This window comes from Kribbella orskensis (assembly GCF_004342085.1).
GTDB classification, from domain to species: domain Bacteria; phylum Actinomycetota; class Actinomycetes; order Propionibacteriales; family Kribbellaceae; genus Kribbella; species Kribbella orskensis.
Window position 1 is genome coordinate 263,158 of record NZ_SLWM01000009.1, and the last position, 18,966, is coordinate 282,123.

18 protein-coding genes are annotated in these 18,966 nt (G+C 68.9%); 7 read left to right on the top strand and 11 right to left on the bottom strand.

Annotated elements, in window-relative coordinates; genetic code table 11:
* Positions 1–62: 62 nt before the first annotated feature.
* Positions 63–1,841, top strand: a complete 1,779-nt coding sequence (locus tag EV644_RS24635; protein ID WP_132190890.1) for a 3-hydroxyacyl-CoA dehydrogenase family protein — start codon at positions 63–65, stop codon at positions 1,839–1,841.
* Positions 1,842–1,894: 53 nt separating this feature from the next.
* On the opposite strand, the gene EV644_RS24640 is transcribed toward EV644_RS24635, so the two are convergent.
* Both EV644_RS24640 and EV644_RS24645 read right to left on the bottom strand, forming a co-directional pair.
* On the bottom strand, positions 1,895–2,788 hold the full coding sequence (locus tag EV644_RS24640) for an RNA polymerase sigma-70 factor (RefSeq protein WP_132190889.1): 894 nt from the start codon (positions 2,786–2,788) through the stop codon (positions 1,895–1,897).
* An 11-nt stretch (positions 2,789–2,799) separates the two neighbouring features.
* Entirely contained in the window at positions 2,800–4,002 is a 1,203-nt protein-coding gene (locus tag EV644_RS24645; protein ID WP_132190888.1) for an NAD(P)/FAD-dependent oxidoreductase, read from the bottom strand.
* Between the two features lie 93 nt (positions 4,003–4,095).
* On the opposite strand from EV644_RS24645, the gene EV644_RS24650 reads away from it, so the two are divergent.
* Positions 4,096–5,181, top strand: coding sequence for an aminoglycoside phosphotransferase/kinase family protein (locus EV644_RS24650; RefSeq protein WP_132190887.1), 1,086 nt, complete (start codon positions 4,096–4,098; stop codon positions 5,179–5,181).
* On the opposite strand, the gene EV644_RS24655 is transcribed toward EV644_RS24650, so the two are convergent.
* On the bottom strand, positions 5,160–5,948 hold the full coding sequence (locus EV644_RS24655) for a phytanoyl-CoA dioxygenase family protein (RefSeq protein WP_132190886.1): 789 nt from the start codon (positions 5,946–5,948) through the stop codon (positions 5,160–5,162). The genes EV644_RS24650 and EV644_RS24655 overlap by 22 nt on opposite strands.
* 50 nt (positions 5,949–5,998) lie before the next feature.
* On the opposite strand from EV644_RS24655, the gene EV644_RS24660 reads away from it, so the two are divergent.
* Positions 5,999–6,892: a helix-turn-helix domain-containing protein gene (locus EV644_RS24660; RefSeq protein WP_132190885.1), complete on the top strand. Its 894-nt coding sequence runs from the start codon at positions 5,999–6,001 to the stop codon at positions 6,890–6,892.
* Positions 6,893–7,103: 211 nt separating this feature from the next.
* Here the strand turns inward: EV644_RS24660 and EV644_RS24665 are convergent, their stop codons facing one another.
* From EV644_RS24665 to EV644_RS24675, 3 genes are all read right to left on the bottom strand, one after another.
* Positions 7,104–7,520, bottom strand: a complete 417-nt coding sequence (locus EV644_RS24665; protein ID WP_132190884.1) for a YciI family protein — start codon at positions 7,518–7,520, stop codon at positions 7,104–7,106.
* 77 nt (positions 7,521–7,597) lie between these two features.
* Positions 7,598–8,245, bottom strand: a complete 648-nt coding sequence (locus tag EV644_RS24670) for a response regulator (RefSeq protein ID WP_132190883.1) — start codon at positions 8,243–8,245, stop codon at positions 7,598–7,600.
* The gene (locus EV644_RS24675; RefSeq protein ID WP_132190882.1) at positions 8,197–9,495 is read right to left on the bottom strand and encodes a sensor histidine kinase; all 1,299 of its coding nucleotides are present in this window, start codon (positions 9,493–9,495) and stop codon (positions 8,197–8,199) included. The genes EV644_RS24670 and EV644_RS24675 overlap by 49 nt, the downstream gene beginning before the upstream one ends.
* A gap of 247 nt (positions 9,496–9,742) precedes the next feature.
* Here EV644_RS24675 and EV644_RS24680 point away from each other — a divergent pair, with 247 nt between their 5' ends.
* The 4 genes from EV644_RS24680 (at position 9,743) to EV644_RS24695 (ending at position 12,331) form a co-directional block, all read left to right on the top strand.
* Entirely contained in the window at positions 9,743–10,789 is a 1,047-nt protein-coding gene (locus tag EV644_RS24680) for a fatty acid desaturase family protein (protein ID WP_132190881.1), read from the top strand.
* Between the two features lie 106 nt (positions 10,790–10,895).
* Positions 10,896–11,120, top strand: coding sequence for a hypothetical protein (locus EV644_RS24685; protein WP_241998678.1), 225 nt, complete (start codon positions 10,896–10,898; stop codon positions 11,118–11,120).
* A gap of 60 nt (positions 11,121–11,180) precedes the next feature.
* A complete protein-coding gene (locus tag EV644_RS24690) occupies positions 11,181–11,480 on the top strand; it encodes an Rv1322 family protein (RefSeq protein WP_132190880.1) in 300 nt (99 codons plus the stop codon).
* An 86-nt stretch (positions 11,481–11,566) separates the two neighbouring features.
* Complete coding sequence (locus EV644_RS24695) at positions 11,567–12,331, top strand: alpha/beta fold hydrolase (RefSeq protein ID WP_132190879.1); 765 nt, start codon at positions 11,567–11,569, stop codon at positions 12,329–12,331.
* 189 nt (positions 12,332–12,520) lie between these two features.
* Here EV644_RS24695 and EV644_RS24700 read toward each other — a convergent pair whose 3' ends face one another.
* The 5 genes from EV644_RS24700 to mce all read right to left on the bottom strand — a co-directional run bounded on the left by EV644_RS24700 (position 12,521) and on the right by mce (position 18,936).
* Positions 12,521–13,909, bottom strand: a complete 1,389-nt coding sequence (locus EV644_RS24700) for an AI-2E family transporter (RefSeq protein ID WP_132190878.1) — start codon at positions 13,907–13,909, stop codon at positions 12,521–12,523.
* Positions 13,906–15,660 carry a coiled-coil domain-containing protein gene (locus tag EV644_RS24705; protein WP_241998676.1) on the bottom strand — a complete coding sequence of 585 codons (1,755 nt, stop codon included), beginning with the start codon at positions 15,658–15,660 and terminating at the stop codon, positions 13,906–13,908. The genes EV644_RS24700 and EV644_RS24705 overlap by 4 nt, the downstream gene beginning before the upstream one ends.
* Positions 15,661–15,874: 214 nt before the next feature.
* The gene (gene ccrA / locus EV644_RS24710; protein ID WP_132190877.1) at positions 15,875–17,212 is read right to left on the bottom strand and encodes a crotonyl-CoA carboxylase/reductase; all 1,338 of its coding nucleotides are present in this window, start codon (positions 17,210–17,212) and stop codon (positions 15,875–15,877) included.
* A 172-nt stretch (positions 17,213–17,384) separates the two neighbouring features.
* A complete protein-coding gene (locus EV644_RS24715; protein WP_132190876.1) occupies positions 17,385–18,335 on the bottom strand; it encodes a sensor histidine kinase in 951 nt (316 codons plus the stop codon).
* A 151-nt stretch (positions 18,336–18,486) separates the two neighbouring features.
* A complete protein-coding gene (gene mce / locus EV644_RS24720; protein ID WP_132190875.1) occupies positions 18,487–18,936 on the bottom strand; it encodes a methylmalonyl-CoA epimerase in 450 nt (149 codons plus the stop codon).
* Between the last annotated feature and the right edge of the window lie 30 nt (positions 18,937–18,966).

Sequence of the window (18,966 nt, forward strand, 5' to 3'; positions counted from 1 at the left end):
TTGCCCTCGCTGGTGACACACCTCATGTCCAGACCACTGTGGCGACTGGCACACTTCGAGCCATGGCGCGCGATCTGAAGACGGTGGGAGTTGTCGGTCTCGGCACGATGGGTGCCGGTATCGCGGAGGTGTTCGCCCGGCACGGGCTGAGCGTCGTCGGCGTGGAGCGCGACGAGGAGGCGGTCGAGCGCGGCCGCGGGCACATCCAGCACTCGACCGACCGGGCGGTGAAGCGCGGCAAGCTGTCGGTCGAGGACCAGCAGGCGCTGTTCGACCGGGTCACCTTCGCCACCGAGATCGAGGCGCTGGCCGACTGCGACCTGGTGATCGAGGCCGTGATCGAGCGGCTCGAGCTGAAGCGGGAGATCTTCTCCGCGCTGGACAAGGTGGTCCGCGACGACGCGATCCTGGCCACCAACACCTCCTCGCTGTCGGTCACCGAGATCTCCGTCGCCACCCAGCGCCCGCGCCGCGTGGTCGGCATGCACTTCTTCAACCCGGCGCCGGTGCAGGAGTTCGTCGAGGTGATCAGGACCGTCGTCACCGAGCCGGACGTGGTCGAGGACGTGCTCGCGCTGGCCCGCCGGCTGGACAAGGTGCCGGTGGTCGCGGCCGACCGGGCCGGCTTCATCGCGAACGCCCTGCTCTTCGGCTACCTGAACCACGCCGTCTCGATGGTCGAGTCGCACTACGCCACCCGCGAGGACGTGGACGCGGCGATGCGGCTGGGCTGCGGTTACCCGATGGGCCCGCTGGCGCTGCTGGACCTGATCGGCCTCGACACGGCGTACGAGATCCTCGACACGATGTACAAGCAGGGGCGGAACCGGCTGCACGCACCGTCCCCGATCCTCAAGCAGATGGTCACCGCCGGGCTGCTCGGCCGGAAGGCGGGGCGCGGCTTCTACACCTACGAGGCGCCCGACTCGCCGGTCGTCGTCGATGACGATCTGACCCCGCGCGCCGATGCCGGCGACACGCCGATCCGGCCGATCCGTCAGGTGGGCGTGGTCGGCTCGGGGACGATGGCCGTCGGCATCATCGAGGTCTGCGCCAAGGCCGGGTACGACGTGCTGTACGTGGCCCGGGGGACCGAGAAGGTGGACCGGGTCCGGGCCGGGCTCGAACGCTCGCTGGAGAAGGGTGTCCAGCGCGGCAAGCTCTCCTCCGACGAGCGCGACTCGGCGCTGACCCGGATCACCGGGACCGCCCGGCTCGACGACCTCGCGTCGGCCGATCTGGTGATCGAGGCCGTGGTCGAGGAGCTCAGCGTGAAGCAGGCGCTGTTCGAGACCTTCGACGAGATCTGCAAGCCGGGCGCGATCCTGGCGACCACCACGTCGAGCCTGCCGGTGATCGACCTGGCGATGGCGACCAAGCGGCCGGCGGACGTGGTCGGCCTGCACTTCTTCAACCCCGCGCCGGTGATGAAGCTGGTCGAGGTGGTCAGCACGGTCAGCACCTCGCCGCAGGTCGCCGACAGCGTGGCCGCGCTGGCAGTTGCCGCAGGCAAGCACCCGGTCCGCTGCGGCGACCGGGCCGGCTTCATCGTCAACGCCCTGCTCTTCCCGTACCTGAACGACGCGGTCCGGATGCTCGAGGCGCACTACGCCGGCGTCGACGACATCGACGCCGCGATGAAGCTCGGTTGCCGCCTCCCGATGGGCCCGTTCGAGCTCCTCGACGTCGTCGGCCTGGACGTGTCGCTCGCCATCCAGCGCACCCTCTACCTGGAGTTCCGCGAGCCCGGCTTCGCCCCCGCCCCGCTGCTGGAGCACCTGGTCACTGCCGGATACCTCGGTCGCAAGACGTCCCGCGGCTTCCGCGACTACACCAGCTGAGGGCGGGCCCGCGCCGTCCAGCCGGCCGGCGGCGCGCAGGCCTGGTGCTCAGCTCAGTGCAGGGTGAGCGAGGTTTCGCACTCGAGGCGGGACAGCTTCTCCGGGTTTCGGACGTAGTAGATGCCGGTGACGCGGTTGTCCTCGATCCGCAGCGCGACAACGCCGTCGAGCTCTCCGTCGAAGCTGAACAGCAGTGCCGGGCTTCCGTTGATCACGGTCGGTTCGGTGGTGAGCGTGCCGCCGATCTTCTGCATGCTTCCGACGAACATGCGGATCACCTTCTCCACGCCGACGATCGGCTGCAGCGCGTTCAGTTTCAGCCCGCCACCGTCGCTGACCGCGACCACGTCGGGCGCGAGCACGTCCAGCAGGCCCTGCAGATCGCTGGCCTCGACCGCGCGCTGGAAGGCCTCCAGCACCGCCTTCCCTTCGCTCCAGGAGACCACCTTGCGGGGGCGCCGGGCGTCGACGTGCGCCCGGGCGCGGTGCGCGATCTGACGTACGGCCGCCGGACTCTTGTCGACCGCCGCCGCGATCTCGCCATAGCTGACATCGAACGCCTCGCGCAGCACGAAGACGGCGCGCTCGGTCGGCGAGAGCGTCTCGAGGACGAGCATCATCGCCATCGACACACTCTCGGCCAGCTCGACGTCCTCGGCCGCGTCCGGTGCGGTGAGCAGAGGCTCGGGCAGCCAGGGACCGACATACGCCTCCCTGCGCCGTTGCAGGGTGCGCAGGCGGTTGAGCGACTGGCGGGTGGTGATGCGGATCAGGTATGCGCGCTGATCGCGCACCTGATCCAGATCGACCTTGACCCAGCGCAGCCAGGTCTCCTGCAGCACGTCCTCCGCGTCGGCCGCCGATCCGAGGATCTCGTAGGCGACGGTGAAGAGCAGGTTTCGGTGGGCAACGAAGGCCTCGGTCGCAGGGTCGGCTTGGTCGCTCATCTCGGCACTCCTCAGGACGGTCGACCGGCGTCCGCCGGTGCCTTGCCGGCCTTGGCCCGCAGTACCTTCTGGCGTTGGCGGTCCTTGAACCAGAGATCGAGCTGGCCCGGTCGGCGCGCCTCTTGCTTCAACTGCCAGACGGTGCTCCAGCACACAGCCTCCTTGAGCGTCGCCATGGACCGGCCGCCCTCGTAGTACGCCCTTGTCACAGCGTCGTTCTTCCGGGCGAGCTGGACGACTCCGGCGCGGCGTCCCAAGCTGATGCACTCACCGAAGAACCCGACGCTGAAGTTCTTCGGCTGCTTGCCGGCGATCCGGCTCAGCACGGTCTCGGCGGCCTGTGGGCCCAGCTGCATCGCGGACTGGCAGCTCATCCGCACCGGCAGGTCCGATGGTGCCGCCGAGTCCCCGGTGGCGATGACGCGTGCGTCGTCGACGCTCGTGAGCGTCTCGTCGGTGAGCAGCCGCCCCAAGTCATCTGTGCTCAGCCCGCTGCGGGCGGCCAGATCGGGTACGCCGAATCCGGCGGTCCAGATGGTCACAGCGCCGGGCAACTCGCGGCCATCGGCGAGCTCGACCGCATCAGGGGTCACGGCCGTCACCGTCGCGCCGGGGCCTTCGAGCACGGTCACTCCGAGCTTGGCGAGCCGCCGGGCCACCGAGCGCCGAGCACGCGGATGCAGGTAGGGCCCGAGGACCTCTCCGCAAACGAGCGTCACCTTCCGGCCCTGCTCCGCCAGCTCGGAAGCGGTTTCAAGGCCGGTCGGCCCGGCTCCCACCACCGTCAGCGCGGCCGATGCGGGCGCGGCGTCGAGGACCGGCTGCAGCCGCTGTGCTTCTTCCAGGGTGGCGATCAGGTACGCGTACTCCGCCGCGCCGGGCACAGTGGGGACGGCGCTGCCGCTGCCGACGGCGTAGATCAGGTAGTCGGAGTCGAGGCTGCCGCCGCTCGCCAAGGTCACCCGACGCCCGGCCGCGTCGATCCGGGTCACGGTGTCGACCACCAGCCCGACGCCGCCGGCCAGGACCTCCTGGTAGTCCACCAGCGCGTCGTCGGACCCGGTGACGAGCTGGTGCAGGCGGATCCGTTCGACAAAGGCCGGACGAGGGTTGATCAGGGTCACTTTCACGCCGCCGCGCCGCGTCAGGCGGTTGGCCGCCATCACGCCGGCGTATCCGCCGCCGACCACGATGACATCGGTGTTCTCGGTCATGGCAACTCCTTCGTTCCAAGGTGCGACATTTAAGACACCGGTTCTCCGGCGGTTGTGACAGAGCTGATCCCCGGAGCTGACAAACTCCCGGGAGTGGAGTTGCGAGTAGAGCGTCGGAGTCCGCCGCAACCGCGGTCACTCAAGGACGACGCCGGTGGACAGTGGGTCCGGCGCTGGACCGGTGACGACTGGTTCGCGGCAGCGGATGCCTGGGTGCGGGGACGCCTGACGGACGCGGGGATCGTCGTGATCGGTGCTCCGGTGCCGTACAAGATCCGCTTCTGGGCGGCGGTCTGGTGTTACTCGACCGATCACGGCCTGTTCTGGTTCAAGGAGAACAACCCGGGGCAGTCGTTCGAGGCTGCACTGGTGGCAGCGATGGCCCAGGCACTTCCGCAACACGTGGTCGCGCCGCTCGCGATCGAGCCGGGGTACGGCTGGATGCTGACGGCGGACCAGGGTCCGACACTCGACGACCAGGTGCCGGACGCGGACCGCCTGCCGCTGTGGCGCCGGCTCGTCACCGAGTACGCCGGGCTGCAGCGCGCCACGATCGGGGTCGAGGAACGCTTGCTCGCCAGCGGGTTGACGTCGCTGGCCCCGTCGCGGCTGGCCGATGCGGTGCATGGCGTGGCCGACTGGTTCGATGCGCTCGGCAACGATCACCCGCTGCGACTGGACCGGGCCACGCTGGGCGGCGTACGGCAGGCTGGTGACACCCTCGCCGGATGGGGTGCGAGGCTGACCGGCGCGGTCCCGATGGCGCTGGACCAGAACGACCTGCACGTCCACAACGTCTTCGGCGCGCATCCCACGGCGCCGTTCCGGTTCTTCGACTTCGCCGACGCGGTCTGGGGTCACCCCTTCGCGACGGTGGCATCTGTGCGAGCCGCAATGGTCGGCCCCGACGACAGCGACACCTGGGCGGAGGACGATCCGAGGTTGGACCAACTCACCGACGCCTACCTGGGGGAGTGGTCGGACCTGGCACCGCTCGACGTCCTGCGAGCGGAGCTGGCGGTCGCTGGTCCGTTGCACGCGGTGCATCGAACGGTGTCCTGGCACCGGTTGCTGGTGCATGCCGACGAACTCGAAGCGGCAGCCTGGGCCGAGTCACCCCGGTTCTGGCTGGACGAGGTGATCCGCCTCTTCGCCGCTCACGGCTCGGCGTCGGCATAGTCGCCGCAAGGACCGCCTCCGATGGCGGCAGGGATGGAGACGGTACGCCGGTCCGGGCGGACCAACGGGTCGTAGAAGGCGGCGATCTCAGTACTCGCCTCGGGGATGTAGTGGAAGATCAGCGAGCGGCGGAAGCGGTCGGGGCTGGTGTTCGGGCGGGAGCCGTGGACCACGCTGCCGTGGAAGAAGAGGACGTCGCCTGCGCGCATCCGGGTCTGCACCTTCTGCATGCCGTCGGGGATCGGTACTTCCACGTCGGTGAAGGACTCGGTCAGGTCGGCCGGCTCCGGGCAGACGAGTTCGACCTGGTGGGAGCCGGGAACGACGGCCAGGCCGCCGTTCTCGGCGTCCACGTCGTCGATCGCGATCCAGGCGGCCAGGCAGGTCTCGGGGTGGGCGCGGAGGAAGGTGTTGTCCTGGTGCATCGCCTGACCACGAGCGCCCGGTGGCTTGAAGTAGAACATCGACTGGGCGCCCAGGGCAGGGCCGATCAAGGTGGTCACCACATCGAGGATCCGGTTGTCGAGGATCAGCTCAAGCGCTAGCCGGCCAGCCTCCACGTCGGTCCTGCGGTGCGGGTGGACGAATCGCGGGTACTGCGCGAGCGGGTCCTCTGCCGGCACCCCGTCGTCGATCGCCAGCGAGTGGTCCGCGGCGACCTGTGTCATGTAGGCGGACTTGATCTGCTCGACCTCGATCTGGCTGAGCAGGCCGGGGACCTGCACGATCCCGTCCCGCTCGTACACCTCTGCAACAGTGCTCGTCATACCTGAAAGCATCCGCCAAGCCCGCGGGCGTGTGGATAGTCTATCGAGCTGTGAACCTTCGAGATCCTGCTACGCCGGACTCCTTCATCCCGACCGTACGCCGGTTGCTGGCCGGCGAGTTCGACGAGGGCCCGGGGTACGCGACCTACCGGCGCCGCGGGACCACCGACTGGCTCCTGTTCCACACCGTTGACGGCAAGGGCCGCATCGGTGCGCCTGGTGAAGACGTGATCGCCCGACCGGGCACCACGATCCTGATCCAGCCGGGAACCCGCCAGGACTATGGCACAGCCACCTCCACTCATGGCACATCCCCGCAGGCAGCACGGCGCGGTCCGCAGTACGCCGGGATGCCTGACCCGGGCCGGTCCTCGGAAGGGCGCTGGCACTTTCTCTTCGCGCATTTCCATCCCAGGCCCGACTGGCTGCCGCTGCTCGACTGGCCGCCTGTTGCCCCGGGCATCCTTCGGCTCTTCCCCAGCCTCACCGTCGCGGACCGCATCGCCCACGCCCTGTCCGATGCGGTCCGGCATCAGGACAGCGTCCTCCCGCAGGGCGAACCGCTCGCCTTCAACGCCCTCGAAGCGGCGCTCCTGTGGTGCGATACCCAGAACCCCAAGGCCGCCCGGCTCGACGACCGGCTGCTCCGTGCCATCGAGTTCGTCGACCGCAACCTGCGCGGAGACCTGACCGTCGCGACCCTGGCCCGCGCGAGCAACCTGTCCGTCTCCCGCTTCGCCCACTTGTTCCGCACCCAACTAGGCGTCGCCCCGCAGCAGTTCGTCGAACGCCGCCGGCTCGACGCAGCCTGCCGCCTGCTCGAACTGACCACCCGTCCCGTCGCCTCCGTAGCCGCCGAGACGGGCTTCACGAACCCGCTCTACTTCTCCACCCGCTTCCGCCGCCACACAGGGCTCAGCCCCACGGAGTACAGGCGTCGTTGACTTTTCTGCCCGCGCAGCTCCTGGAGAACCCGGCGGAAACCGCACGCAGGAATTCCTCCGCCGGATCTGGCTCTGACAGGGAGCCCGTACCGAACGACAGGTAGTGGTCGTCGACGCGGCGTGAGTCGTCGCCGGCCGAGGCGGTGGCGCCCCGCAGTACGGGGACCAGCCCTGCAGTACGGGAACCGCTACCTGTCGTTCGGTACGGCGTTCAGCCCAGGGGGTTGAGTTCCTCGAAATCGGCGTCGCCCATCACCCGGCGTACGGTGATCGGCTGCTCCAGCGGTACGCCACCCGGGCCGGGGACCTGCGAGACCCTGGCCGCGATCTCGATCGCCCGCTCCTCGGACTCGACGTCCACCACCTGGAACCCCGCGAGCATCTCCTTGAACTCCACGAACGGCCCGTCCGTCACCACGGGCGCGTTCACCCCGTTCGACGTCACCACCTTGGCCAGCTCCGGCCCCGTCAGCGCCTGCAGATCCACCAGCTCACCGCTGGCCCGCAGCTCGTCGTTCAACGCACCGTAGTAATCCATGTGCGCCTTGATCTCCTCCGGCGCCCACTCAGTCATCGGCGTGTCGATCGCCCCAGGGTTGTAGTCCACAATCAGCAAAAACTTGGTCATCCCTGACTCCCATCAATCCTGCCCGCCATCCGGCGAGCTCTCATCCGGGGGACGAAGCCCGTCGGCCGTCCTCTACATCACCGGGAAGACAAATAGGTGAGCACCGCCATCACGCGGCGGTTGTCGTCCTCGGACGGCGGTAGGTCGAGCTTGGCGAAGATGTTGTTGGTGTGTTTGCTGACTGCTTTCTCGGTGACGAAGAGGGCGCCGGCGATCGCGGCGTTCGAGCGGCCTTCGGCCATCAGACCCAGTACTTCGGACTCGCGCGGGGTCAGCCGGCCGATCGGCTCGTCGCGGGTGTTGCGGGCCAGGAGCTGGCCGATCACTTCCGGGTCCATCGCGGTGCCACCGGCTGCCACCCGGCGGACCGAGTCCAGGAACTCGGCGACGTTGGACACCCGATCCTTGAGCAGGTACCCGACCGCGCCGCCGCCTCCGGTCAGGAGTTCCCGGGCGTAGAGCTGTTCGACGTACTGCGACAGCACGAGGATCGGCAGGCCGGGGACCTGGCGGCGGGCCTCGATGGCCGCCTTCAGACCCTCGTCGGTGAAGGTCGGGGGGAGCCGGACGTCGACGACGGCCACGTCCGGCCGGTGCTCGACGAGCGCCGGGACCAGCCGGGGGCCGTTGTCGACGGCTTCGACGACTTCGAAGTCGTGGGCTTCCAGCAGCCGGATCAGGCCGTCCCGGAGGAGGGCGTGATCTTCAGCGATGACGACTCGCAAGGCAACTCCATGATCACGGTGGTCGGCCCGCCGGTCGGGCTGGCCACCGTCAACGTACCGTCGAAGGCGGCCAGTCGCCGCTCGATTCCGTACAAACCGCCGCCGGGTCGCACCGTGGCGCCGCCCACACCGTCGTCGCCGACGAGGATGTGCAGCCGCTCCTTCTCATGGCTGAGCTGGACCCAGGCGGTGGTAGCCGCCGCGTGCTTGAGCACGTTCGCCAGCGCCTCGGCCACCGCGAAGTACGCCGCGGACTCGACCGGCGCGGGCGGCCGGCCCGGCAGGTCGATCGTCACGTCGACCTTGAACGGCAGGCTCATCGCGAGCGCCTTCACGGCCCCCTCGAGCCCACGGTCGGCCAGCACCGGCGGGTGGATCCCACGGACCAGATCGCGCAGCTCCGACAGCGCAGTACTGGCGGATTCGCGGGCCTCGGTCAGCAGGGCGGCCGCCTGGGCGGGGTCGCGGTTGACCATCTCCTCGGCCATGCCGAGGTTCATGCTCAGGGCGGCCAGCCGGGCCTGGGCGCCGTCGTGCAGGTCGCGCTCGATCCGGCGCAGCTCGGCCGCCTGGGTGTCGACGGTCTCGGCCCGGGACTCGGCCAGCTCGCGGACCCGGATCGCCAGCTTGGCGTTCTCGGTCGGACCGAGCAGGGACTGGGCCAGGTAAGCGTCCGCCTTGAGCAGCCGCTCGCCGGCACCCGTCCAGATCAGGAAGGCGAGCAACCCGAACGGGACCATCAGGAACGCGGTGGCGACGTTGAGCGTGAACAGCCCACCGAACGGCTCGTCGAACACACCGTCCGGCGTCACCCAGACGAGGAACGGGTAGATCAGGTAGAAGACCGAGGCCAGGAAGAGCACCGCGGACAGCAGGGTCAGGGTGAAACCGATCACTGCGTTCACCAGCAGCCACGCGATGTCCCGCCAGGTGGCCGGGTCACTCAGCGTGGTCCGCAGCCACATCAGCACGCCCGGCATCGGCGGCTTCTTGTACGGGCGCTGGATCGGCGTACCGGTGAAGCTCGCGAGCAGGGTGCGGTGGCAGTTCGCGAACCAGCGGGTGCAGGGCACGAACACCAGCAGCATCGGGATGCCGACCCAGACCGCGATCAGCGGGACCGCGACCACGTTCAGCACGAAGAAGGCGATGCCGAGCTCGGCCAGGATCGCCAGGCCGAGCGCGATGAAAGGCTGCGCCAGCCGTGGGAACCGCATCGGCGGCCTCGGGGCCGCTTGCGCCATCGTCATGCTCTCTCTCCCGTTCTGAGCTCAGTATGAGCCGCTCACCGGACACCGCGGCCCGGTGATCACCATCATGACGGAGAGTCAGTCCGGGCTCAGTGGTGTTAGGCCTACCACCCGCGGGACCCTGCACCCCGGCATACCCGGGTAGTTGCACTCATGTTTTCGCCGACTGGGGCATCGAGGCTGGATGCACTATGGTGGCCGCGGCTGTACGCCTAGGCCTCCCCACCGCTGATGAGATGAGGAACCGATGGCACAGCCCATTGCCCTTGCGCCTACCCGTAAACGCCCAGCCGGTAAGGGCAGCGACTTCGCCCCGTTACTGCGGGAGGTCAAGGAAGCAGGACTGCTGGAGCGGCGTACCGCGTCGTATGTGATCGCCATCACCCTCAACGTGATCCTGCTCGCCGCGACCTGGGCCGGCGTCATCCTGCTCGGCAACTCGTGGCTGCAACTGCTGCTCGCGATCCCGCTGGCGATCCTCACCACCCGCGCCGCGTTCTTCGGCCACGACGCCGGTCACCAGCAGATCAGCAGCTCCCGCAAGCTGCACGACGTGCTCGGCATGCTGCACGGCAACCTGCTCTGCGGGATGAGCTACGGCTGGTGGAACGACAAGCACAACCGGCACCACGCGAACCCGAACCACACCGACAAGGACCCGGACGTCGGCGAGGGCATCCTGGTCTGGACGCTGGAGCAGGCCGAGGGCCGCACCGGCCTGTACGGCTGGCTCACCCGCAACCAGGCGAAGATCTTCTTCCCGCTGCTCACCCTGGAAGGCCTGAACCTCAAGGTCTCCAGCGTGTCCTTCCTGATCGGCAAGCGCCGCTGCCGCGAGGCCCGCGTCGAGCTCGGTCTGATCGCCGCCCACCTCGTCCTGTACTTCGGTGCGCTGTTCCTCATCATGTCGCCCGGCAAGGCAATCGCTTTCGCCGCGCTGCACCACGCGCTCTTCGGGCTGCACCTCGGCAGCGTCTTCGCCCCGAACCACAAGGGCATGGAGATGCCGGACAGCGACACCGACTGGGGCCACCTGGAGAAGCAGGTGCTGACCTCGCGCAACGTCCGCGGCGGCCTGGTCGTCGACTGGATGATGGGCGGCCTGAACTACCAGATCGAGCACCACCTCTTCCCGAGCATGCCGCGCGCCAACCTGCGGCTGGCCCAGCCGATGGTGCAGGCCTACTGCGACCGGATCGGGATGCGGTACGTGAACACCGGCGTGATCGAGTCCTACCGGATGGGTCTCGGTCACCTGCACGACGTCGGTGCCGAACTGCGCGCTGAAGGTTGAGTCGAGCAGCACTCGCGGTAGCCGTTCTCGCCGACGGTGATCCTCCTTTGCGGAAAGGGGGAATCCGGCACTCCGTGAGGAGCGGCGAACCGGTGGCGGATCGGTCGTGTCGGCGCTCTCCTCGGAACGCGCTCTGCGGCATCTGCAGGTGCTGTCCGAGGAGATCGGCCCGCGGATCGGCGGGACCGCGAGCGAGAAGCGCGCCGCGGAGTACCTGGCCGGCCAGCTCGACCGGTTCGGCTACGGGACCCGGTTGGAGCCGTTCCCCGTGGCGGACAAGTTCCTCGCTCAGATCGGTGACCCGCGCAACCTGGCCGGCTTGGTTAGCTAGCTCACAGGCGGGCTCCCGGCGGGGGCTGGGCTGGGGTCGGCAGCTAGCCTTGGTGACGTTATGGCGTCCCGGAAGAAGAAGCCCTCGAAGCACGTGCGGCCGGTCAGTGATCGGCCGTTGATGGGTGGGCACCAGGTCCGGGAGAGCCGTTCGGACGGCGAGTGGATGGTCCGCCGGGTGAGCGGGTCAGCGTCCAACAAGGCCTACCGCTGCCCGGGCTGCGACCAGCAGATCCTGCCCGCGACGCCGCACGTGGTGGTCTGGCCGGAGAACCCGAGCCTGCTCGCGGCGATCGGCGGCGGTCAGTCGCTGGACGAGAGACGGCACTGGCACACTGCCTGCTGGCAGCGCCGCCGCTGATCGTGCCTGTGCTGCCAATGTTGCTGTTTGCCGTCGATGTTGCTGTTGTCGCCTGGTCTGTTGTCGCCTGGTCAAGGGGTGTGTTGATGAAGCTTCCGGTCACGTCGTACGGCGAGAGCGGGTCGCCCGTCGTGGTCATGCACGGGCTGTTCGGGTCCAGCCGGAACTGGATGACCGCGGCGCGACGACTGGCCGCCGAGCACCGGGTCTTCGCGTTCGACCTGCGCAACCACGGCACCTCGCCGCACACCGACACGATGAGCTACCCCGAGATGGCCGAGGACGTCTACGAGACAATCTCCTCCCTCGGTGTCGGCCCGGTCGCGCTGGTCGGTCACTCGATGGGCGGCAAGACCGCGATGCTCACCGCGCTCCGGCATGCCGCGGTGGTGGAACGACTGGTGGTGGTCGACGCAGCGCCGGTCAGCTACCCGCCGGCCTTCGTCGAGTACGCCCAGGCGATGCGCAACGCCGACCTGTCGTCGGTCCAGCGCCGCGCTGACGTCGACGCCCAACTGGTCGATGCCGTACCCACGCCGGGGACACGCGCCTTCCTGCTGCAGAACCTGATCCTCGACGACCAGGGCGCTCGCTGGCGGCCGAACCTCCCCGTGCTCGAGGCGGCCCTCCCGGCCATCTCCGCCTGGCCCGAGGACGAGTCCGGCCGGTACGACGGGCCGACGCTCTTCATCTACGGCGGCAAGTCGGACTACGTCCAGCACAACCACCGAGCGACGATCGAGCGCTATTTCCCGCAGGTCCAGTTCGCCGAGATCCCCGAAGCCGGCCACTGGGTCCACGCCGAACGCCTCGACGACTTCCTCGCCACCCTCACCCCCTTCCTCCCCTGAGGCCGAGGCCTCCGGTCCAGGTGTTCCCGCCCGTAGGTTCGCCTGGTGGGGCAGCGCGAAGGACCACTGGCAGGTTGCTCGGTCAGTGACGCCTTGTAAGACGCCATCCGTCGAACAGCCCGCCATCAGGCCGCCTGAGCTGCAGACTCGAACGCATTACAGGCGTACACCCGCTCCTGCTACGCGGTACTACGAAGCGTCGGCCTTGCGGATCCAGACTTCTCGGATGATGAGGAGTACGGCGGCGGCGGTGGGGATGGCCAGCAGGGCGCCTACTACGCCGAGGAGGGCGCCGCCGAGGAGGGCTGCGATCACCGTGACGGCGCCGGGGATGTCGACGGCTCGGCGCATGATGCGGGGGGCGATCAGGTAGTTCTCGATCTGCTGGTAGATCACGCCGTACACCAGGCACGCGATGCCGGTCCACAGACTGTCGGTGAAGCCGATCGCGGCGACCAGGACGACACCGATCAGGCCACCGACCATCGGGATGAAAGCGGTGAACATGACCACGATCGCGAGGGCGAGCGCGTAGTCGTTCAGGCCGATGATCTCCAGGAACACGAACATGAAGAAGCCGGCGCACGCCGCGACCAGGAACTGCCCGCTGACGTAGCCGCCGACCCGGCCGAGCACCTCGTCGCCGAGGATGGCGACGCGCTGGCGGCGGCTGCTCGGTACCAGGCTGTAGGCCGCGCGCTTCACCGACGGCAGCGAGGCCAGGAAGTACAGGGTCAGGATCAGGATGGTGAACGCGGAGAACAGCGCGTTCGCGACCACCTTGCCGACACCGAGGACGCCGCCGAACGCGCGCTGCGCCAGCGCCGGGTCCTGGATGTAGTCCTTGGCCTTGGTGATGAAGTCGTAGCGGTTGTTCAGTTCCTCCAGCGTCCTCGACTTGGTCAGCAGGTCGAGCCAGTCCGGAGCGTTCCTGATCAGGTTGTTGATCTGCTCGCTGACGACCGGCACGATCGCGAAGCCGACCCCGGACACCGCCAGGATCATCAGCACGAAGACCACCGCGACCGCGAGCCCGCGCTTCAGGCCGCGGCGCATGAACCACTCGACCAGCGGGTTCAGGCCGACGGCGATGAACATCGACACGACCAGCAGGATGAGCACCGACTTGGCCTGGCCGAGCGCGTTCCACAACCCCCACGCGACCAGGACGCCGAGCGCCGCGAAGAACCCGAAGACGAACGGGTTCGAGCGCTGCAGCGGGGGACCGGGCCGGCCCATGCCGACGTCCGGGTGACGCTCCTCGATCAGCATCTCGCCGACCAGGTTGCCGTCATCCGGGCGCGCCACGCCGTCCGCCCGCTCGGCAACCTCGGCAGCCTCGGCAGAACGGTCGGCTACCTCGGCGGACCGGTCGGCCAGTTCGGCGGACTTGCCCGCCTCGGTGGCCGAGGTCTCCGCGAGCTCGGCGGACTCGTCCGCGTGTTCCGCGGACTCCTCGGCGTCGTCCGCCGCGGCTTCTGCCTCCGCTGCGGCGGCCTTCGCGTCGCGAGCGGCTTCCTCGATCTCCCGGATGTCGGGAGTCGTCTTTGTGGAGTTGTCGTCGCCGGCTGGCGTCACGTCTGGTCCTTCGGCGATCGAGCCGCGCCGGTCTTCACGTTCTTGCTGTCCACCTCGACGTCTTCAGCCTCGTCGTCAGCAGAGTCGTCGGCCTTGTCATCGGCGTCAGCGTCAGCATCGGCCTCGTCCGCGGTCTTGTCGGCGGCAGCGTCGCCGGTCCGAGCCTCCGGAGCCTTGAACGGGCTGTCGTCGACCGGCGTGGTCCGGGTCTCCTCGTCGGCCAGATCCGCGAGCCGGAACTCGTCGATCCTGGTCGCGTCCCGCGGCTCGTCGTCGACCGCCGCGTCGGCCCGCAGGTCGTCGATGCTGGACGCGTCGACGCGCAGGTTGGAGTCGATCCGGGTCTCGTCGACCCGGGCCTCACCCGCGCCGGTGCCGACGAACGGGCTGTCGCCGGTGAACGGGTTGCCGCGTCCGAGATCGCCGTCATCCTCGGCCGAAGGCGCCTCGACACCACCGCTCCGCGAGTCAGCGCTGTACGACGAGCCGGTGGCCGGCGTCTCGCCGTACGTGCTCGTCGGAGCCTCGTACGAGGTGCTCGGCGCATCGTACGAAGGGGCCGGAGCACTGTACGAGCTGTCCCCGGCCGGGGTCGCGGAGTACGGGCTCTCGGAGTACGTGGTCTCGGTCGGCGGTGAGAACGGGCTGCTCTTGGCCGGTCCGTTGCCGGCGGCAAACGGGTTGCTGAACGGGACGCCGGTCTCGGAGTCGAGCTCGGCGGCCTGCCGGGCGATGTTGCTGGCGATGTCGTTCAGCCCGGCGATCTGCGCCAGGATGCCGTCGCGGCGCTTGGCCAGTCGCTCGGTCTCGCGGGCGATGATCGTGCGGGACCGCTCGGCGTCGTCCGCCGCGCTGGCCAGCTCGGACTCGGACCTGGTCCGCGCGGTGGTGAGCAGCTGCTCGGACTCGCGGCGGGCGCGGGACAGGGTGCGCTCGGCGGACTCCTCCGCCTCATGCCGGATCTTGCGGGCCTGCTCGGTGGCTTCGGCGACCCGGCGCTCCGAGGCCTCGGCGGCCTCGCGCATCTGGGTGGTCAGGTTGTCCGTGTCGGCAGCGATCTTGGAGTGCTTGTCGGCGAGCTCCTTGGCCTGCTGCTCGCGCTCGTCGGCCAGTCGCGCCCGCAGCGCCGCGGACTCACGCTGGATCGCGGTCCGGATCTTCTCCGCCTCGTGCAGCGCGCCGTTCTTCATGGTGCTGGACTCGGACTCGGCGGTCAGCTGCAGCGTCTCGGCCTTGCGGCGAGCGGCCGCGAGGACCTCGGCCGCCTCGGTCTCCGCGGTACGGCGGATCTCGGCCGCGTCGCCTTCGGCGGTACGACGCATGCTGTCGGACTCGTTCAACGCCACGGTCCGGATGTCCTGCGCCTCGCGTTCACCGGTCGCCCGGGCGGCCGCGGCCTCCTTGGCCGCGGCGGCGCGCAGCTCGTCGGCTTCCCGGCGGGACTCCTCGAGCGCCTCGGATGCCTGGTCCTGGGCGAGCCGCAGGATCTGCGCGGCGCGATCGCCGAGTCCGGCGTACGAGGGGTTGGCGCTGGCCTCCAGCTGGTGCTTCGCCTCGTCCAGCTGGCGCTGCAGCGGGGCGGAGTTGTTCAGCGCATCGTCCAGACGGCCACGTGCGTCGGCGAGCTGCATCTCGAGCGCGCGGACATAGTCGTCCACGGCCTGTTTGTCGTACCCACGCCGACCGACGGGGAAGCCCCCGGCAGCGGTCGCCGTACGGTCGAAGAACGGCAGGCTCGACTCGTCAGCCATCCCAAAGAGTCCCTTCTGGCGGCGCGGATGAATCCCCCACCTTAAAGCCTGTCAGAGGTCGGTTACACCACGCCAACCGGGTGCACGCCGCTCGGCCGGGGGAGGCTCGGCGAACTGAACCCCGAACTGTTACCCACAAAGACACGGACCACCAGCGCCTGCCGATTGTCCGTGGTCGGGAGCGAGAGGTCAGAGGTCGCGCGGGAGCCGCGGATCAGCGGTCGCGGAAGCGGTTGATCTCGGCGAGGTGCTGCTCGCGGAGGTCGGTGTTCCTGACGCCGAGGCCTTCGGTCGGGGCGAGGGTGAGGACGCCGACCTTGCCCTGGTGGAGGTTGCGATGCACGTCGTAGGCGGCCTGGGCGGTCTCCTCGAGCGGGTAGGCCCGGCTCAGAGTCGGGTGCACCATGCCCTTGGCGATCAGCCGGTTGGCCTCCCAGGCCTCGCGGTAGTTGGCGAAGTGCGAGCCGATGATCCGCTTCAGGTTCATCCACAGGTAGCGGTTGTCGTACTCGTGCATGAAGCCCGACGTCGACGCGCAGGTGACGATCGTGCCGCCGCGTCGCGCGACGTAGACCGAGGCGCCGAACGTCTCGCGGCCCGGGTGCTCGAAGACGATGTCCGGGTCGTCGCCACCGGTCAGCTCGCGGATCCGGGCGCCGAACCGCTTCCACTCCTTCTGGTCCTGGGTGTGCTCGTCCGCCCAGAACTTGTACCCCTCGGCCGACCGGTCGACGATCAGCTCCGCACCCATCGCGCGGCAGATCTCCGCCTTCTCCGGCGACGACACCACGCACACCGGGATCGCCCCGCCGTTCAGCGCGAACTGCGTCGCGTAGGAGCCGAGTCCGCCCGACGCGCCCCAGATCAGGACGACGTCGCCCTGTTTCATGTCGGCGCCGTTGGCCGACACCAACTGCCGGTACGCCGTGGAGTTCACCAGTCCCGGGCTCGCGGCCTCTTCCCAGGTGAGGTGTTCCGGCTTGGGCATCAACTGGTTCGACTTCACCAGCGCGAGCTCGGCGAGTCCGCCGAAGTTCGTCTCGAAGCCCCAGATCCGCTGCTCCGAGTCGAGCATCGTGTCGTTGTGCCCGTCGGGTGATTCCAGCTCGACCGACAGGCAGTGCGCGACCACCTCGTCGCCCGGCTTCCAGGCGTTCACCCCGGGCCCGGTCCGCAGTACGACGCCGGCCAGGTCCGAGCCGACCACGTGGTACGGCAGGTCGTGGCGGGCGGTCAGCGGGGACAACTTCCCGTACCGCTTGAGGAAGCTGAAGGTCGACACCGGCTCGAAGATCGAGGTCCAGACGGTGTTGTAGTTGATCGCGCTCGCCATCACCGCGACCAGCGCCTCACCCGGGCCGAGCTCGGGAGTCGGTACGTCGTCCAGGTGCAGGCTCTTGCGCGGGTCCTTCTCCTGGGTCGGCAGGCCCTCGAACATCCCCGTCTCGTCCGCGTGCACGGTGATGCCGCGATAGTGCTTCGGTACTTCGAGCCGCGCGAACTCCTCCGCGGGGGTGTCGCCGGCCAGGATCGCGTCGAGGATCTGCTTCACGTCGTACCTCCGGATAGGTGGAGCCGTGGGAAGCGAAACGGTGACCCGGACACTACCGACGAGTATGCCCTGTGTTGAAGGGTTGTGTGATGGAGGTCGCAGCCGTTGAGACGACTGTCACTTTCTCAGTCCACTGGTGTCAGTGGTCTTATCCCGGTGAGTGCTTTCGATGTCAATCGAGCCGGGTGTGCAGGCGCACCTGGGTGAAGCCGCCGCCGGAGCGGATCTGGACCAGGTCGCAGAGCTGGTTGGCGAGCCAGACGCCGCGTCCGCCGACGCCGTCGAGCGGGGGCAGCACCCGGCCGACGAGCAGGTCGTCGATCCGGCCGTGGTCCTCGACGTCGCAGATCAGCAGGCGGTCGCAGATCCACAGCGAGAGCGTGCCGCGGCCGCCGCCGAAGCGGATGGTGTTGGTGCAGATCTCGTGCAGCGCCAGCGCCAGGTCGTCGATCCGGTCGAACGACAGCCCCTGCGCCTGCGCGGTCCGGTTCACCCAGGCCCGGATGCCGGTCAGGTCCGTCAGCCCGAACTCCTTGCGCTCGGCGTACGGCGGCGCGGCGGGCAGTGGCGTACGGAAGATCTCCCGGGCGACCTCGGCCCAGCTGGCCTTTTGGCGCCACTCCCCGTCGTGCTCGAACACAAGCGGGTGGTTGTCGGTGGGGTCCAGATCGCGGGAGAGGACGGAGGCGTCGTACGGGCAGCGGAGGCGAAAGGGGCCGGCGTACTCGAACGCGACGTTCAGGAGCGCTTCGTGCAGCTTCGCCTCCTCGAACTCGGCTTCGTTGCGACCGACGTACGCCGGTTCGCCGATACCGCGAACGGCGCTGTCGGGGTGCTTCACCAGCAGCTCGCGCCACAACGGGATGATCCGGGCGGGGTTCCGGCCGACGGTGGTGATGTCGACGAACGTGACCTCGTCCGCGTCGGTGCCCAGGTCGTCCCGCAGCAGCTTGATCTGAGACTGGGGGAGGGCAGCCAGCACCACCTCGCCGGACTCCAGACCGTCGCGGACGAAGGACGCCGTCTGGCGCACGAACTCCTCGTCATCGATGTAGACGAAGGCGTCGTGCTGGAACCCGGCGTGACCACGGTGTTGACGTTCGGTAGCGCTGTCGATCAGCACCTCAACAGGGTAATCCGCAATGGACCACTCGGCGTGCCGAGAACACCGGAAGAATGTCACGTTCTGCGACGGTGATCGGCCAACTCCGTTCCGTGGCGGAGTCGACGTGACGCTGTGTTGTCCACGAGCCGGTGGGGCCCGGGCGTTCGGGTCAGTGCGCGGCGGACGCGGCCGGCTCGACGAGTTCCACCAGTACGCCGCCGGCGGATTTGGGGTGGATGAAGTTGACCCGGGAGCCCGCGGTGCCTCGCTTCGGCTCGTCGTACAGGAGTTGCGCGCCGCGCTCCCGCAGTACGGCGGAGACCGCGTCGAGGTCGCGCACCCGGTACGCCAACTGCTGGATGCCCGGGCCGCGCTGCTCGATGAACCGCGCGATCGGGGCGGAGTCCGACAGTGGGGCCAGCAGCTGGATCGACGAGCCGCTCTGGCCGACCGACAGCATCGCCTCGCGGACGCCCTGCTCCTCGTTGATCTCCTCGTGGGCTACCGTCATGCCGAAGGTCTCGGCATAGAACCGCACCGCCGCGTCGAAGTCCGCCACGGCGATGCCGACGTGGTCGATCGCCTCGAACAGGGTCTTGGTGGCCGTGAGGTGGTCCATAACCGTCAGAGTGACCCAGTCCGGAGAAGT

What these genes read in the sequence shown, in the direction of transcription:
- EV644_RS24635 (WP_132190890.1), top strand. Translation starts at nt 63, where the DNA reads ATGGCGCGCGATCTGAAGACGGTGGGAGTTGTCGGTCTCGGCACGATG.
- EV644_RS24640 (WP_132190889.1), bottom strand. Translation starts at nt 2,788, where the DNA reads ATGAGCGACCAAGCCGACCCTGCGACCGAGGCCTTCGTTGCCCACCGA.
- EV644_RS24645 (WP_132190888.1), bottom strand. Translation starts at nt 4,002, where the DNA reads ATGACCGAGAACACCGATGTCATCGTGGTCGGCGGCGGATACGCCGGC.
- EV644_RS24655 (WP_132190886.1), bottom strand. Translation starts at nt 5,948, where the DNA reads ATGACGAGCACTGTTGCAGAGGTGTACGAGCGGGACGGGATCGTGCAG.
- EV644_RS24665 (WP_132190884.1), bottom strand. Translation starts at nt 7,520, where the DNA reads ATGACCAAGTTTTTGCTGATTGTGGACTACAACCCTGGGGCGATCGAC.
- EV644_RS24675 (WP_132190882.1), bottom strand. Translation starts at nt 9,495, where the DNA reads ATGACGATGGCGCAAGCGGCCCCGAGGCCGCCGATGCGGTTCCCACGG.
- EV644_RS24680 (WP_132190881.1), top strand. Translation starts at nt 9,743, where the DNA reads ATGGCACAGCCCATTGCCCTTGCGCCTACCCGTAAACGCCCAGCCGGT.
- EV644_RS24690 (WP_132190880.1), top strand. Translation starts at nt 11,181, where the DNA reads ATGGCGTCCCGGAAGAAGAAGCCCTCGAAGCACGTGCGGCCGGTCAGT.
- EV644_RS24695 (WP_132190879.1), top strand. Translation starts at nt 11,567, where the DNA reads ATGAAGCTTCCGGTCACGTCGTACGGCGAGAGCGGGTCGCCCGTCGTG.
- EV644_RS24705 (WP_241998676.1), bottom strand. Translation starts at nt 15,660, where the DNA reads ATGGCTGACGAGTCGAGCCTGCCGTTCTTCGACCGTACGGCGACCGCT.
- mce (WP_132190875.1), bottom strand. Translation starts at nt 18,936, where the DNA reads ATGGACCACCTCACGGCCACCAAGACCCTGTTCGAGGCGATCGACCAC.